Here is a 15658-nt window from a genome sequence, read left to right on the forward strand (position 1 = left end):
CCCTCGCCGGGGATCCACCGCAGCCGGACGGCTGACCCCCGCGGGCGCGGGGAGGAGCCGCTAGAGGTCCCCCTCGCGCTTTCCACGGCCGGCTGACCCCCGCGGGCGCGGGGAGGAGTCACCCACCTCGAAGGCCTGCTCGCCCCCGTCCGGCTGACCCCCGCGGGCGCGGGGAGGAGTGCCGTTCAGGGTTCAGCGGCGCCGGTCGGGTCGGCTGACCCCCGCGGGCGCGGGGAGGAGGCCAGCAGGCTGTTCGAGATCGAGGCCCCCTTCGGCTGACCCCCGCGGGCGCGGGGAGGAGGCTTTCTGACCTGCGGCGTAGCGGGGGCTTTGCTGTTTCTTGACTGTGCTGTATGTCGGTTGGGTGTGCTGTTGTGGTGTCAAGGTGCGGGCTTCATCGTGTCATGTTGTGTTCGGTGTGAGAGGGGGCTGGAGGCGGGTCGGCGCGAACGGCTGCGGATGTGGCTAACCCTTGTGGCTGCTGCTGGGTCGATTGTCGGTGATGGCTGATAGACCATCAGTCATGGATGACAGCAGTCGCGTTGAGGTGTCGGGGGCCGTGGTGCCGGATGCCCGGTTGTGGGGTAAGCATGATGGTCTTCCTGGTGCGTATCCGGTGATCTGTCATCTTCTGGACACCGCCGCTGTGGCCGGTGCGTTGTGGGATGCGGTTTTGGGTGAGGGGGTTCGTGGGCGGATTGCGGAGGTGGCCGGGGGTTCGCAGGAGGAGGCCCGGCGGCTGGTGATGCTGTGGGCGGGGCTGCACGATGTCGGGAAGATCACGCCGCAGTTTCAGCAGCAGGTGAAGGAGGAGTTCGCGAAGCTGGAGGAGGAGCCAGGCTACGCGGAGGACGACCCGGCGGCGCGGCGTGCGGGGTTTCTGGCGCACGAGGCGGCGACGCACCGGGGTCTGGTCGAGTTCTTCGAGCTGTGCGGGTACCCGCCTGCGAGCAGACCTGTCAGGCAATCGCCCGCACATCAGATCGCCCAGCTTCTGGGTGGTCATCACGGCTGTTTCGCTGCTGCGCTGCTGGTCAAGGAGATCAACGACCCCTCCGGCCACCAGCCCGGGCTGGGGACGGCGCCGGGATGGCGGGCGCAGCGGCTTGCCCACGCGTTCGCGGTCCAGCGAACGGTGGGGGCGCAGAAGGCGCTGGAGTCGGTGCTGCCGGGGCCGTTGGCGGTGGTGGTCGCGGGGCTGGTGGTGGTGGCGGACTGGCTGGCCAGCCAGGTCGATCTGATCGAGCCGAGGATGCCGGCGCCGGGGTGGGTGGCTGATGATGCCGCACTCGCCGGGCATTTCGCGAAGGCGGCCGGGGAGGCGCCGGGATGGGTTCGCGAGGCGGGTCTCGGGCGTGCGGTGTTCCTGGGCAAGCCGTTCGCCGGGCAGTTCGGGTTTCGTGCGAACCCGTTGCAGGCGGACATCGCGGATCGGCTGCCCGGCGTGGTGAGGGGTCCGGGGCTGCTGCTGGTGACCGCTCCGACCGGGGACGGTAAAACGGAGGCGGCGCTGCACGCGGCGTCGGTGATGGCGCGGGCGTCGGGTGCGGGCGGGCTGTATTTCGCGCTGCCGACGATGGCGACGGCGGATGCGATGTTCGCCCGGGTGCGGGAGTTCGCGGACGGGTGCGTGGAGGGGGAGCGGGCGCTGACGCTGCTGCACAGCATGGCGTGGCTGAGCCCGGACTACGCTCCGGGCGAGGGGGCGGTGGACGGGTCGGCGGTGCTGGCTGACACGGAGGCGGGGCGGTGGCTGCGGACGGGGCGGCGGGGGCTGCTTGCGCCGCTGGCGAATGGCACGATCGACCAGGCGCTCACGGGTGTGCTGCCGGTGCGCTACGGGTTTCTGCGGCTGTTCGGTCTGTCGGGCAAGGTGCTGGTGGTGGACGAGGCTCATGCCTATGGGCCATGGATGCACAGCCTGCTGGTGCGGCTGCTGGAGTGGCTCGGGGCGTTCGGTGCTCCGGTGGTGCTGCTGTCGGCGACGCTGACCGGCCGGGCGGCGTCGTCGCTGGTCGACGCCTACCGGCGCGGCGCCGGTTTCGAGGAGCCCACTGCTGTGAAGCCCCGCTACCCGGGCTGGCTGTTCGTCGACGCGGCCAGCGGGGCCGTGTCCGAACCGCGGGAGGCCGGCAGGAGCCGGAGGCGGACCCTGCGGGTGCAGACCCGCCGGGTGCGCTGGGACGTCCGGGACGACGACGCCGTGGCACCGGTGCCCGGCGGGCGCCGGGCGGCCCTGCGCGAGATCCTGGCCCTCGTCAGCGACGGCGGCGGCTGCGTCCTGGTCTGCTGCACCACCGTCGACGAGGCCCAGCGGACCTACCGCTACCTGCGGTCGGTCCTGCCCGAACTCGCCGCCCGCGAGGGCGGCCTCAGGCTGCTCCACTCCCGCTTCCCGGCGCACGAGCGCCGGAGCATCACCGCCGACTGCGAAGCCGCCTACGGCAAACCGAAGACCGAGGCGGAGGCGGCCGCGCGGCGCGCCGGCTCGGTCCTGGTGGCCACCCAGATCGTCGAGCAGTCCCTCGACCTCGACTTCGACCTCGTCGTCTCGGACCTCGCCCCGCTCGCGCAGCTCCTTCAGCGGGCCGGCCGCGGGAAGCGCCACGACCGCCCCCACCGCCCGGCGTGGACCGGGGACCCGGCCGAGCCGGGCCTGATCGTGCTGGAACCCCTCGACGACAAGGACCGCGTGGCAGCGCCGCGCTCGTGGGGCACCGTGTACGACGCTTCCCTGCTGCGTCGTACCAGCCTGCTGCTGGAGAGGATTCCCGGCGGGGCGGTCGGCGTGCCGGGGGATGTCCAGCAGCTGGTCGACGACGTCTACGCGGAGGACTTCGGGTCCGGCCTGGAGCCGGCCGCCGCGCGGGAGCTCGAGCGGATGGACGCGGAGCGGATCGCCTCGGGCGTCGCCGAGGAGCAGATCGCGGAACTGACGGCGATCGACGCTCCGTACGACGTGGTCGACGACCTGTTCCGGCTGAGCGAGCGCGGCTTCGGCATCTCGGAGGAGATGCTGACCACCCGTCTCGGGGCGGACAGCGGACGGGCCGTGTGCGTGTTCGAGACCGAGCAGAGGGGATGGAGCCTCGCCCCCGACCGCCATGTGCCGCTGCCCACGGGCACGGTGGACCGGGATGCCATCGCGCTGGTCACGCGGCACACCGTGCCGCTGCCCGGCAGCTGGCTTGCCGGGCGCACCGAGGAGAACGCTGTACCGCGGTCCTGGAGCAAGCGGCCGTTGCTGGCCGACCTCGCGCTGTTGCGTATGCGCTGGGACGGTGAGCGCTGGACGGGCCGGCTGGGGGAGCGGCACGTTGAGTACTCGAACGTGGGAATTTCCGCGAACTAGCCTCTTAAGCACCGCACTTGGCACTACTTTGAACGTGCTGCTCCCGGACGGGGTGCCCGTCCGGGAGCAGCGTGACCCCCGCCTGCGCGGGGACCGTTTCACCGATGCGGCCGCTTCCTAAGCACCGCACGGCTCACCCCCGCTCGGCGCGGGGACCGCGCAGAGCCTACCCACCCTTGTGATCACCCGTACCCGCCTCGCCGGAGGCCGCATGTCATCCGCACCACCCGCCTACAACCTCTTCGACGAACCGTGGATCCCCGTCCGGTGGCTCCCCTGCGATGAAGAGGACGATCACCCAGACGGCGACGACCCGGCCCGCCCGGACGCGGTCGGGCTGCGTGAGCTCCTGGTGCACGCCCACCGGATCGAACGCATCGCGATCGCCATCCCGCCGGCCCTGTCCGCGCTGTACCGCGTCCTGTACGCGCTGACCGCCCGCCTGACGGGACTCGACGAAGCCGGGCCCGGCAACTGGTCGACGCGCCGCATCCACCTCGTGGACGACGGACGCTTCGATGCGGCGAAGGTCGCGGAGTTCGCCGAACGCCACCGCCACCGCTTCGACCTGTTCGACCCCGTACGCCCCTTCCTCCAGGACCCGCGCCTGGCCGGGCAGTGCGACCCGGCGAACACCGCCGGCGTCGACAAGCTCATCACCACCCGCCCCTCGGGCAACAACCACTCCTGGTTCCAGCACGTCAACAGCGCGGCTCCCGACCTGCCCACCCCGGCCCAGGCCGTCCTGCACCTGCTCGTCTGGCACTACTACGGCCCCTCCGGGCGGTGCTCCAGCCGCATGGTCGGAAGCGTCAAGGCCGCCAACAGCACGGCGGGCCCGCTGCGCAGCACGCTCTCCTACCATCCCGAGGGCGAGTCGCTGTTCGAGTCGCTTCTGGCCGGGCTTCCCGAGCCCCGCCGTGACGTGCGGCGCGGCAGTGACCTGTGTCCGTGGGAGCGTGAGGACCTGCCCGACCCCGTCGCCGCGCCGCCGGCTCTCAAGGGGCCGTGCTCCGAGCTCACGGCCCGGTCCCAGCACGCGCTGCTGCTGGTGCCCGACGCCGAGGGCTGGCTTGTGCGGGACGCGTTCATCACCTGGGCCTTCCGCGACAAGATTCCCCGCGAGGGCGACCCCTATCTGATCTGGCAGACGAGCAAGGAAGGGAATGCGTACCCGCGGCCGGCCGACTCCCGCCGGGCTCTGTGGCGTGACCTGGACGCCCTGCTGCTGCAGGATCCGGCCGGCAGCGCGAAGCCGCGGCGTCCGGCCGTGTTCTCGACCGCCTCGGAGGTCTCGGAGGAGCTGAGGGTGCGCGCGCTCGGCTTCGAACAGGACGGGCAGGCCAAGGACGTGCAGTTCGTCGACGCCACGACGCCGCCCGTGCTCGGGTTCGTCGAGCGCGCCGAGGGAGCGGCGATCGCGATCGAGATCGGCCGGCTCCGCGTCCTGGGCGAGCGGTACGGCAACCGTCTCAGCCGGGCGGTCAAGAAGGCCTGGGCAGGATTCACCGACGCCCCGAAGATCCGCGACTGCACGTGGGCCGTCGACGCCGCGGCCCGCTACTGGCCCGTCGCCGAGGCCGAGTTCTGGAAGCGCCTCGGCGAACGCGACTTCGACGCCGCGCCCGCGGCCTTCCGGCAGCTTGCCGAGCGGGCCTACGACACCGTCACCTACGGCGCGCTCGGAACCATGCGCGGGGCCAGGGCCGTCACGGCCGCGCGCATCGAGCTCTACGGCGGCCCCGTGAAGCAGCCCGCCAGGACCGCCGGCACCGGCACCCGCACCACGAGCACGGAGGACACGTGAGCCACACCGCCGCCATCCCGGGTCCCACCAAGCCCTCCGACGACGAGGTCCCCCGCCCGAAGGCCTCCGATGTGATCCCTGCCCCGGGACGGGCACGCGCCTTCACCACGTGGATCGACAAGCGCAGCCACGAGGACTCCGGGGTGCGCGCGGCCTTGCGCCGCGGGGTGGGCAAGGACCTCGACGCCGTGCCGTTCATGCACCGCTTCGTAGCCTCCTGGCTCACCGACGAGCAGACGCGCAACCGCGACGTCCAGCGCGCCTACTACACCGTCGCGTCCCTGATCGCCGCACAGCGCCGTGACCAGTACGCCGCTGCGAAGAACGAGGCACCGCGGAAGGACACCCCGGCGGGCGGGCCGGAGGAAGCGGACGCGTCCGGCCCGCAGAACGGCCCCGGCCCCGCTGCTTCGAGGCGGATCTTCTCGCGCAGCCTCGGCCATGCGTTCGCCGATGGCGTGATCAAGGGCGGCCAGGGAAGCGGGCTGCGGGAGAGCTCCGCCGAGACCCGTCTCAACCTCCTGACACGCCAGAGCACCGACGGACTGCACCGCCACCTGCCCGGCGCCGTCCGCCAGCTGCGCGACCGCGACGTCGAGGTCGACTGGGCCCGGCTCCTCGTCGACCTCTGCCAGTGGCGGCGCCGCTCCGCGACCATCAAGCGGACCTGGCTCCAGGACTACCACCGGACCCTGCAGAAGGACGGCGAACGCAAGGCCCGCGAACAGGACGACCACCAGGCCGACGACGCCGACGGCACCGAGAATTCCGGCGCCTGACCGGTTACCTGGCCCGCACGACCACCCGTACACCCGCCCCGAAGGAGAAGAGCATGCCCGCCGCCGACCGCACCACCGCCCGTTTCCTCGACATCCACGTTGTCCAGAGCGTCCCGTTCGCCAACCTCAACCGGGACGACAACAACTCCGTGAAGACCGTCCGTTACGGCGACACCGAGCGCACTCGCGTCAGCAGCCAGTCCTGGAAGCGCGCCGTCCGCGAGTACTACCAGGACAACTTCGGCGAGCAGGCCCTGCGCACCCGCCGCATCGGAGCACGCGTCACCCGCCTCCTCGCCGACGAGCACGGCTGGCCCACCGGACTTGCCCAGCGCGCCGGCCAGCACATCGCCGCCGGCAGCTCCATCAAGTTCGAGACCGCCAAGGACTCGCCCGTCATCACCACCAACGCCATGGTGTACGTCCCCGAGACCGCCGTCGCCGAACTCGCCGCCCTCGCCGCGAAGCACCGCACCGACCTCGAGAACGCCAAGGACATCAAGAAGACCACCGACAAGAGCGTCCTGCCCAAGGACACCATCGACGCCATCCTGCGCACCCGCAACGGCGTCATCAACCTCTTCGGCCGCATGCTCGCCGAAGTCGACGACGCCGGCGTCGACGGCGCCGTCCAGGTCGCCCACGCCCTCACCACGCACCCGACCGACGTCGAACTCGACTACTTCTCCGCCGTCGACGACGTCACCTCCGCCTGGGGCGACACCACCGGCAGCGCCCACATGGGCCACGCCGAATTCAGCGCTGGCGTCTTCTACCGCTACGCCACCGTCGACCTCGCCGACCTCGCGCACAACCTCGGCGGCGACCGCGCCGCCGCCCGCGAACTCGCCGCCGGCTTCGCCGAGGCCTTCATCCTCTCCCTCCCGCGCGCCAAGAAGACCGCCACCGCACCCCACACCATCCCCGACCTCGCCCACATCGCCGTCCGCAGCGACCGCCCCCTGTCCTACGCCGCCGCGTTCGAACAGCCCGTCCTCTCCCGAGACCACGGCGGCTACGCGCCGGCCTCCCGCGCCGCGCTCGCCCGCTACGCCACCGCCGCCCACAAGCTCCTCGGCGGGCGCGGCACCCTCGCCGCCGCGTGGGCCAGCCTCGAGGAGAAGGACCTCGCCGGCCTCGGCACCCGGGTCGACTCCTTCCCCGACCTCATCGACACCGCCATCGAGGCCGCCTTCGCCGCCGCCCCCGCCAAGGCCGGCGCATGAGCCCCGACACCGCCGGTGAGCGGGGCCTGCTCCTGCGCCTGGCCGCACCGCTGCAGTCCTGGGGCGAGATCAGCGAGTTCAACGAGCGCGACACCGCACCCTTCCCCACCCGCTCCGGCGTCATCGGACTGCTGGCCGCCGCCCTCGGCCGCAAGCGCGGCGACGACATCAGCGACCTCGCGACCCTCTCGCTGACCGTCCGCGCCGACCGGCCGGGCACCATCCTTCGCGACCTGCACACCGTCGGCGGCGGCCTGCCCGCCTCCCGCACCGTCACCACCGCCGAAGGCAAGAAGCGCTCCGGCGCCACCGCCACCCTGCTCTCCCACCGCTACTACCTCACCGACGCGGCCTTCACCGCGGCCATCACCGCCGAAGCCGCCCTCCTCGAGGAATGGGCCGACGCGCTGCGCAACCCGCACTGGCCCCCCTACCTCGGCAGGCGCTCCTGCCCGCCCGAGGGCCCTCTCCTGCTCGGCCTCGTCGACGAGTCCCTGCAACACCTCGTCGACCTGCCCATCGCCCGCCGCAAACCCACCAGCGACGCCGCCACCGTCGACATCGTGTTCCACGGCGACCAACCACTCGACCGGCTCGGCGACCACCCCCAGCCCGGCGAGAGCACAACCGGACGCACCCCCGCGGGCGAGGTGACCGACGACCCCCTCACCTTCCACCCCCGCCGCCGGGCCTACCGGGCCCGCCCCCGCTACCAGCGCACCCTCACCCTGCCCGGCAACCGCTGCAAAGGCCTCGGCACCACCTACCTCACCGCCCTCGCCGACCACCTCGACCAGCACACGAGCCGTCCCGAAAGCATCCACGCATGAGCCTGTGGCTGACCCGCATCATCCCCGACCCGCGCAGCCGCGACGCCCGCCGCGACACCGCCGGCGCCGTCGACCTCCACCACCGCATGATGTCGCTCTTCCCCGACAACGTCGCCGACACCGAACCCCGCCGACGCCTCGGCATCCTCTTCCGCAGCGAAACCACGCCGGCGGGCCACCAGATCCTCCTCCAAAGCGCCCAACCACCAGACCTCGCCCGCCTCCCCACCGGCTACGGCCAGGCCGACACCAAAACCCTCACCCCCCTGCTGGACGCCCTCCGCCCAGGCCTCCACATCCGCTACCGCATCGCCGCCAACCCCATCCGCAAACCCGGCCGCACCACCCGCGAGCTCTACCAGCTCAAAGCCGTCGTCCCCCTCCAGGGCACGGCCGCCGACGACTGGTGGGCCCGCCAGGCCGAAGCCACCGGCCTGCGCCTGGGCATCCTCCACTCCAGCCCCCTGGACGCTTCCCGGGGCAACCGGCGCAGCGACCAGCGCCCGGTCCAGCACAACCGGACCCTCTTCGAGGGCACCGCCGTCATCACCGACGCCCACCGCCTGCGCACCCGCCTCGCCGACGGCATCGGCAAGGGCAAGGCCTACGGCTGCGGACTCCTCAGCATCGCCCCCCACCGGGAACCCCAGTGACCACCCGACGCCGCCCCGACCCCGGAGCCGCCCGCCGCAAACTGGCGGCTCCCACTGTCGCCATGCTCCCGCGCATCGCCGACTCCCTGTCCTTCCTCTACCTCGACATCGTCCGCATCGTCCAGGACGACACCGGCGTCTGCGCCGAAGTCACCACCCCCAGCCGCGGCACCGAAACCGTCTACCTCCCCACCGCCGCCCTCAGCTGCGTCCTCCTCGGCCCCGGCACCTCCATCACCGCCCGGGCCCTCACCACCCTCGCCCGCCACGGCACCACCGTCGTCATCGCCGGATCCGGCGGAGTCCGCTGCTACGCCGCCACCCTCCCCGACTCCCTCACCACCACCTGGCTCGAACGCCAAGCCCGGGCATGGGCCGACGACACCACCCGCCTCGCCGTCGCCAGGGCCATGTACGAACAGCGCTTCGGCCGCGGCGCAGCGCCGCCCGGCGCCACCCTCAACAAGCTCCGCGGCCTCGAAGGCGACCGGGTCAAGGCCCACTACCGCCTCCTCGCCCAGCAACACCGCATCGGCCGCTTCCGCCGCAACTACGACCCCAAATCCTGGGACACCCAGGACCCCGTCAACCTCGCGCTCTCCTCAGCCAACACCTGCCTCTACGGCATCGTCCACGCCGCCATCCTCGCCCTCGGCTGCTCGCCGGCCCTCGGCTTCATCCACAACGGCAACCAGCAGGCCTTCGTCTACGACATCGCCGACCTCTACAAAGCCGAACTCACCATCCCCCTGGCCTTTTCCCTCCACGCCTCGCCGCAGCCCGAAGCCGACGCGCGCCGCGGCTTCCGCGATGGCCTACGCCTGTTCCGGCTCCTACCGCGCATCGTCACCGACATCCAGCGCCTGCTCGCCCCAGGTCAGGACATCACCCTTCCGGACCCCGAGGAACAGCTCGTGGACCTGTGGGACCCGGTATCGGGCGTGCTCCCGGGCGGCGTGAACTACTCGACGGAGCAGCCGCTGTGAGAACGCCCAACCACCCGACGGGACAGCCATGGCGACGATGACCGTGCTGTCCGCCACCGCCGTCCCCGACCACGTCCGAGGAGCCCTCACCCGCTGGCTCCTCGAAGTCACACCCCAGCTGTACGTCGGAACCATCTCCGCCAAGGTCCGTGACGAGCTCTGGCACGCTGTCAGTGAATGCATCGGAAGCGGAGTGGCAGTCCTGGCCTACCCGGCATCCAACGAGCAAGGCTTCGAACTTCGCACTGCTGGTGAGCAACAGCGGAGGCCCATTGACTTCGATGGGCTAACACTGGTCACAATGGCCCGTCAACAGCGCTATGAAGGTCAAGAAGTAGCAAACTCCCGATGACGTCGCAGGTCAGGCGCTGCGGGCCCCCTGGGCGATCGAGAGGGCGCTTCAGGCGCCCTACCCGAGGCTGAGGGCGCTGCTCACCGCGATCGGGGACACCGCGTACGAGCCGGACCCGCTGAAGAACCTGATGTTCCAGTTTCCCGGTGGCCCCTTGCGGCTTGACGAGGTGCCCCTGCCGGCGGGGGTCCCGGCGGCTCTCGGATAGCCCTGCGCCGCCTGGTCAGCAGCGTTGCGGGTGCACCGAGCAGGGTGACTCTGTTGGTGTTCGGTGCTGCCGATCGGTTGGCCGGAGGCGGTCAGGCGCGTGTCGGTCCGGCGGTGCCGTATCACCGTCGCGGCGGCGTGCGGCCGGGCGCACACCCGCCCTCGCCTCGTCCCGGAGCGTTCGGCGTCAGTTGCCCGGGCCGCGCGCTGTGGCGGCTCAGTTGGACGGGCCGCACACCTCTGTGCTGCGCGGCCCCCACGTGCACGCCTGCAGGCTCATGCCCGGGCCGTCGTACAACCATGGCGACTGGCCGGGGTAGGTGGTCGGGCCGTACGCCCACTGGCCGGTGTTCACGTTCATGATGCCGAACGTACAGCCGCTGGGGGCGGCGATCGGATCGATCGCCATGTGGTCGTGGCCGCTCTGGAGTTCGACCTTCTCTAACGCGAGGCAGCCGCCGCTGCGGATCGTCCAGGAGCCCTCGGCTGCCTGTGCCGAGGTCGCGCTCCCCACTCCGGTCACGCCCATCGCCACCACGGCGAGCGCGGCGGCCGAGGCACGCTTCCTGGTCCTGGTGAATCGCATGGAACCCTCCGGTTCGTCGGTCCCGCCCTGAGCCGGTGCCGGGGCGCACCTTGAAGCTCAGCAGCCGACGGTACGGAGCACAACGCAGAATCCGGACGACCCTGTACACCCCCGGACGCTGCTGGACGGCACCTCCCGGCCGCCAAGACCGGCACCGTCCGTTCTCACGGCCTACCTGGAGGGCGGCTCCATCGCCGCCCTCGCCGGCGAAGTCCTCGCCCGCCACCAAGCCGCGCTCGCCGTCGCCCGTGCCCACCGTGCCGGAGCGATCCCCCTGCAGCCGGCCGGAACGGCCCTGCCGTGCGCGGGGGCAGCGTGAGCAGCGCAGTGGTGGCACCTGCCGACGGTTACCTCGTGTCCGATCGACCCGTGCCGATGTCAGCATTCACCGGACACGGCGCCACCGGATCGGCGATCCTTTCGCGCAAGCCGGACGTGGAGGACAGACCCGGCGAAGGTGCTACCGGAGGGTTCGGAAGTTGAGCGAGAGTGCGTCGGCGGGGCATCAGCCGGGCAGCGTCACCTTCGAGGTGCCGCACGACGTGGCCGCCGAGCAGATCGTCCTCGGCGCGATGCTGCGCTCCAAGGACTTCATCGCCGACGTCGTCGAGACGATCCACGCGGAGGACTTCTACCGGCCCGCACACGAACGGATCCACGGCGCGATCCTCGCCCTATACGCTGCGGGGGCCAGCCGACCCGATCACTACGGCCGCCGAACTCGCCAAACGCCGTGAGCTGGCCCGGTGCGGGAGGCGCCGACTACCTGTATTCCCTGGTCAACGGCGTCAGGAGCATCGCCGCCGCGGGCCTGATGCTCGACCTGGTGCGCGAAACCGCGCTGCGCCGCCGGCTCATCGAGACCGCCCTGCGGATAGACCAGCTCGCGCAGAGCGAGGCCCCGATCGCCCACGTCCTCGCGGACTGCATGGCGGAGATCCTCGCCGTCACCGGCCGCCCGCCGCCCGCGGCGGGCACGGCCTGACGGGCCAGGGCGGCGCGCTCCGCGTTCCGGTCCCCGGCCCTACCTCCAGCCTGCCCCTGATCCCGCCCGGCCGCCCCCGTCCGGGGGCGGCCTACCTACCGGTGGTCGGGGACGTGGCGGCCGTTGTCGAGCCGCTTGTAGAAGCCGGGCGGGTAGTCGGCGTCCAGGGTCAGGATGGGGCGGCTGGTGGCGATGCCGACGGTCCAGTCCCCGGAGCCGCCGGTGAGGACCAGAGGCTGTTCGTCGCGGATGCCGCACTCGGTGCTCGGGCCGGTCGGGACGACGACCTCGATCGGGGTGGAGTCGTCCAGGCCGGCCCCGGAGTCCTATCTCTGACCCCAGCCGCAAAGTAGCCCACGCCGTTGTGCACGGCTCGATTCCCGCATCTCGGGGATGCTCACGGCGGCGCCGAGTTCGCGCGTACCGCTCGCGGCCCGTGAGCAACGCGCTGAATCGCACTTGTCGTTAACCTGCTCCACAGCCGACTCGACCTGCGCACAGGACAGGCGATGGAGTGAGGCTCTCAGCCTGCGTGCCTCAGGGTGAGCAATAGGCGATGGCAGCGACTTCCCCGTCCGAGTCACCGTTGTTCTGGGCGAGGACGTGCCAGGTGTCGTTTGGGGTGTTGGTCGTGGTGCGATTCGACTCGGTGATAGTCAGCTTGTCGCCGGCACCCTGCAGAATGAACCCTCCGGAAACGGCCGTTTGGCCCGCCGGACAGACGGCATAGGAATTAGCGCCCCCAGCCACAGGCGCGGTCGTGTTCAAAGCGTCTACCTCGGTGAGATTGGCAGCACCAGACGGTCCTGCCGGTCCTGCCGGTCCCGCCGCTCCTGCCGGTCCTGCCGGTCCCGCCGCTCCTGCCGGTCCTGCCGGTCCTGCCGGTCCTGCCGGTCCTGCCGGTCCTGCCGGTCCTGCCGGTCCCGCCGGTCCCGCCGCTCCTGCCGGTCCCGCAGGACCGGTCTGACTCCAGGTAACCAGCCGCTCGAAGACTGAGCAGCGCTGGCCGGCTTCATAATTGATGACACGCAGGTCGCCGGTGAGCCGGTTGTAGCACCCGGTGAAGACGCCACCTGCCCCGGGAATTGAGGCGTGTGCTGCGCCGCCGAGGAGCGTCGTTGTCAGGCAGACCGTGGCTGTCGAGAGGACGCCTACCCGAGCAATCCAGCGTCTCGAAATGGACTCGCCCGAAGGAAAGGGCATTGGTGTGACCTCCACAAACGATCTGGGCCGGCTTCGATTGAAGGCCGTCCTGGGAGCAACGTAAGTTCGGATCGAAACCAGGCGGAGCAGACGTGGCAGCGAGGTCATCTGTTTGGACGACATTGCAGGTCCCGTTCGATCGGATCACCGGGTGCCGCCGCTCACCTCGGCCGTTGTGGTCGTGACGGTGCTGCCCGGATGTGGCTCAACTCCGGCGCCCCTTGCGGCATCCATGACCTCCGAAGCCGAAGCAACCGAGTAGCCCCAGGCCTCTCCGACCAGCACCGATCGTCTCGCTACTTTGCGGCTGGGGTCAGGGGTAGGACCCCGGGGCCAGGCCGGCCAGCAACAGGCGAAGCCCTCCGACCGTCAGCGGCTCGACGGTGTGCGGTAGTGCTAGACCATGGCGCGAGGTTCCCACGGACGGTGCCGGGCCCCGAGCCGACGCTCCGGCCGCGTCGGACGCCCGCCCGTCCAGCCCCAGGAGCCAGCTACTTCACCTCAAGATCATCCCGTGGCGGCTTTTGGGCTCACCTTGGCTGGACCCCCTCTTCGCCGCACTGCCCACCCCGAAACACGACCCCGAGTTCTGGCGGGCCTTCGGGAAGGCCGCCAAGAACGGCTACTTCCTGCTGGGCAACCTGGAGGGCTCGATGCGCCTAACCCACGCCCATCCAACCGAGACGGCGCTCGCCGGACTCCTGCTTTCCGGGTTCGACGAGGTCAGCGCTGATCAGCGTGAAGCCATTGCCAAGCTCGTCGGCGACCACCTGGGCGTGGGCAGGCGCGCCGGACAGCTGTGGATCGCAGCCGTCGAACAGGCGGCACTGGCGGCACTGGTCGCCGCCCGGCTCCCCAAGACCACCGAGGAGGCCGAGGACTTCCGCAACGGCTGGCGTCTGGGCTGAACCACCTGGTGGTGGCCCAGCACCTGCGGGGCCACCACCCGCCCGCCGCCCGCCGCCGTCGACCCTGCGGTCCGCCGTCCCGGCGCCCGCCATCACCGAGAAGGCCTAGGTGACCACCCAGACCGGCCACCAGGACCCCGCCGTGCCGACGCTGGCCATCCTGCACGAGCCGCGCACCGCGCTCTCCCGCTACGGCCTGCCCGGCGACCGCGAGGCCTTCGAGCAGGCCCTGGCCGTCGCCCTCGGCCCCTCCCCGATCGATGACCTCGCCGCCGTCGCCGAGGTGATCGCCACCTACCGCCATTGCCTGACCCTGGGCACCAGCCCCGAGGCCATGGACTCCCTCGCCGCGCCGATCGGCGGCCAGCAGTGGACCCCGGCCGCCGACGTGTTCGCCCGGCTCCGCATCGCCGGCGGAGACCGGTGACGAGACTGCCTGACGCGCTTTCCGGGCCCGCACACCAGCTCACCAGGCGAATTCTGGAGGGGTGATGACCGTGCAGCCGCATGAGGTCCTGCTGGGGCCGATTGACCGGCCTTGTACGGTCGGTGCCGTCCGTCAGGCCCTGCCCGCCGAGCTGCGGCCGACTTTCCAGCTGGCCCTGGACATGGCCGACCCCGCGGACCTGTTCTCCATCGTCGGGCTGTGGGCCGCAGTCGCGCAGACCGCGAACGACGCCGCCGTCACCGAGGCTGCCGAGGCCGCGCGCCGCCGGCACGCTCGAGGTTCACGATCTGGCCGAGGTCTTCCCGGCGCTGGCGGCCTGGTGAGCCGGCCGCGCCGCTACCGCGTGGTCCTGACCGACACGGCCCTCGAGCAGCTGCGCGGGCTCGACGGCGCCGAGCGGTTCGCGGGGATCCCCTTCGGCGCGCTCAACGGCAGGCCCTACGCGCGCTGCTGGCGGACACCACGATCGGAGACCTGCTCGCCGGGCTGGACGATCTGGCGACCGATCCCTACGGCGGGCCGAGCCTGGCTCGCACGCAAGCCGCCGAGGACGACCGCGTCGCGCTGCTGGGAGTCCTCGCCGTCACCTACATGGTGAGCCCGGACACCGAGCCGCCGGTGATCACTGTGACCGGCCTGCGAATGCCCAAAGGCCGCTAAGCCACTCTCGCCAAGCTGATCGCCACCTACCGCCTGTCCGCCGGGCGGGTGAACCAACGCGCCGGGCCGTCCCCGCACGCCGCCGCGGTCATGCCGGCCGACCGACGATGGGCGCCATGACGCACCGGACGGTCCCGGGGCCATGAGAAGGGACCCCTCGCCGCAACCACCCGACTGGGCGCACTGCGGGCACGGCGCCGTCCCGGCAGCCGACCCGGTCGGCTGCCGGGGCATCCGCGTCCGCGGCTACACCTCCTGTCTGGCGCACCTCCCACGACGCAAACGACGCCGGTACCTCGCCTCGCTGTCCCCCGGCACCGACATTGACCACAGCGGCACCCCCTTCACCCCGGCCCTCCTCGTGGAACTCCTCCGAGCCCTCCAGGACCCCACCACAGGACGGCCCCACCTCGGCCGCGCCTGGTTCAGCGAGGCGAGGTTCGGTGGCGACGCCTCGTTCGACTGGGTGACGTTCACCGGCGACGCCTCGTTCGACTGGGCGAGGTTCACCGGCAACGCCCGGTTCGACAGGGCAACGTTCACCGGCTCCGCCTCGTTCTACGGGGCGAGGTTCACCGGCAACGCCTCGTTCGACTGGGTGACGTTCACCGGCGACGCCTCGTTCGACTGGGCGAGGTTCACCGGCAACGCCCGGTTCGACAGGGCAACGTTCACC

General features: G+C 71.5%; 15 protein-coding genes and 1 CRISPR repeat array. Of the genes, 14 read left to right on the top strand and 1 reads right to left on the bottom strand.

Going from position 1 to position 15658, the window contains the following annotated elements:
• Nucleotides 1-28: 28 nt before the first annotated feature.
• Nucleotides 29-301: a CRISPR direct-repeat array (repeat unit 29 nt; unit sequence CGGCTGACCCCCGCGGGCGCGGGGAGGAG).
• 222 nt (nucleotides 302-523) lie between these two features.
• From cas3 to cas2e, 8 genes are all read left to right on the top strand, one after another.
• Nucleotides 524-3352, top strand: coding sequence for a CRISPR-associated helicase Cas3' (gene cas3, locus ACFVSN_RS30650; protein WP_387956950.1), 2829 nt, complete (start codon nucleotides 524-526; stop codon nucleotides 3350-3352).
• A 211-nt stretch (nucleotides 3353-3563) separates the two neighbouring features.
• Nucleotides 3564-5159 carry a type I-E CRISPR-associated protein Cse1/CasA gene (gene casA, locus ACFVSN_RS30655; RefSeq protein ID WP_387956951.1) on the top strand — a complete coding sequence of 532 codons (1596 nt, stop codon included), beginning with the start codon at nucleotides 3564-3566 and terminating at the stop codon, nucleotides 5157-5159.
• Complete coding sequence (casB, locus tag ACFVSN_RS30660) at nucleotides 5156-5938, top strand: type I-E CRISPR-associated protein Cse2/CasB (RefSeq protein ID WP_387956952.1); 783 nt, start codon at nucleotides 5156-5158, stop codon at nucleotides 5936-5938. The genes casA and casB overlap by 4 nt, the downstream gene beginning before the upstream one ends.
• 53 nt (nucleotides 5939-5991) lie before the next feature.
• The gene (gene cas7e, locus ACFVSN_RS30665) at nucleotides 5992-7164 is read left to right on the top strand and encodes a type I-E CRISPR-associated protein Cas7/Cse4/CasC (protein WP_387956953.1); all 1173 of its coding nucleotides are present in this window, start codon (nucleotides 5992-5994) and stop codon (nucleotides 7162-7164) included.
• On the top strand, nucleotides 7161-7994 hold the full coding sequence (gene cas5e / locus ACFVSN_RS30670) for a type I-E CRISPR-associated protein Cas5/CasD (RefSeq protein ID WP_387956954.1): 834 nt from the start codon (nucleotides 7161-7163) through the stop codon (nucleotides 7992-7994). The genes cas7e and cas5e overlap by 4 nt, the downstream gene beginning before the upstream one ends.
• Nucleotides 7991-8647 carry a type I-E CRISPR-associated protein Cas6/Cse3/CasE gene (gene cas6e, locus ACFVSN_RS30675; protein ID WP_387956955.1) on the top strand — a complete coding sequence of 219 codons (657 nt, stop codon included), beginning with the start codon at nucleotides 7991-7993 and terminating at the stop codon, nucleotides 8645-8647. The genes cas5e and cas6e overlap by 4 nt, the downstream gene beginning before the upstream one ends.
• 62 nt (nucleotides 8648-8709) lie before the next feature.
• Nucleotides 8710-9633, top strand: coding sequence for a type I-E CRISPR-associated endonuclease Cas1e (cas1e, locus tag ACFVSN_RS30680; RefSeq protein ID WP_387957022.1), 924 nt, complete (start codon nucleotides 8710-8712; stop codon nucleotides 9631-9633).
• A gap of 28 nt (nucleotides 9634-9661) precedes the next feature.
• Nucleotides 9662-9985: a type I-E CRISPR-associated endoribonuclease Cas2e gene (gene cas2e / locus ACFVSN_RS30685; protein WP_387956956.1), complete on the top strand. Its 324-nt coding sequence runs from the start codon at nucleotides 9662-9664 to the stop codon at nucleotides 9983-9985.
• A 424-nt stretch (nucleotides 9986-10409) separates the two neighbouring features.
• On the opposite strand, the gene ACFVSN_RS30690 is transcribed toward cas2e, so the two are convergent.
• Nucleotides 10410-10778, bottom strand: a complete 369-nt coding sequence (locus ACFVSN_RS30690) for a hypothetical protein (protein ID WP_387592382.1) — start codon at nucleotides 10776-10778, stop codon at nucleotides 10410-10412.
• Between the two features lie 479 nt (nucleotides 10779-11257).
• Between ACFVSN_RS30690 and ACFVSN_RS30695 the strand changes: the two genes are divergently transcribed.
• The 6 genes from ACFVSN_RS30695 to ACFVSN_RS30720 form a co-directional block, all read left to right on the top strand.
• Nucleotides 11258-11515 carry a DnaB-like helicase N-terminal domain-containing protein gene (locus tag ACFVSN_RS30695; protein WP_387956958.1) on the top strand — a complete coding sequence of 86 codons (258 nt, stop codon included), beginning with the start codon at nucleotides 11258-11260 and terminating at the stop codon, nucleotides 11513-11515.
• A complete protein-coding gene (locus tag ACFVSN_RS30700; RefSeq protein WP_387956959.1) occupies nucleotides 11512-11763 on the top strand; it encodes a hypothetical protein in 252 nt (83 codons plus the stop codon). The genes ACFVSN_RS30695 and ACFVSN_RS30700 overlap by 4 nt, the downstream gene beginning before the upstream one ends.
• 1727 nt (nucleotides 11764-13490) lie before the next feature.
• Nucleotides 13491-13874, top strand: coding sequence for a hypothetical protein (locus ACFVSN_RS30705; protein ID WP_387956960.1), 384 nt, complete (start codon nucleotides 13491-13493; stop codon nucleotides 13872-13874).
• Between the two features lie 109 nt (nucleotides 13875-13983).
• Entirely contained in the window at nucleotides 13984-14301 is a 318-nt protein-coding gene (locus ACFVSN_RS30710) for a hypothetical protein (protein ID WP_387956961.1), read from the top strand.
• A 64-nt stretch (nucleotides 14302-14365) separates the two neighbouring features.
• Complete coding sequence (locus ACFVSN_RS30715) at nucleotides 14366-14920, top strand: hypothetical protein (protein ID WP_387956962.1); 555 nt, start codon at nucleotides 14366-14368, stop codon at nucleotides 14918-14920.
• Nucleotides 14921-15124: 204 nt separating this feature from the next.
• The coding region (locus tag ACFVSN_RS30720; protein WP_387956963.1) for a pentapeptide repeat-containing protein at nucleotides 15125-15658 on the top strand (534 nt) is incomplete at its 3' end.

The organism is Kitasatospora sp. NPDC057904, from assembly GCF_042887925.1.
Classification (GTDB): Bacteria; Actinomycetota; Actinomycetes; order Streptomycetales; family Streptomycetaceae; genus Kitasatospora.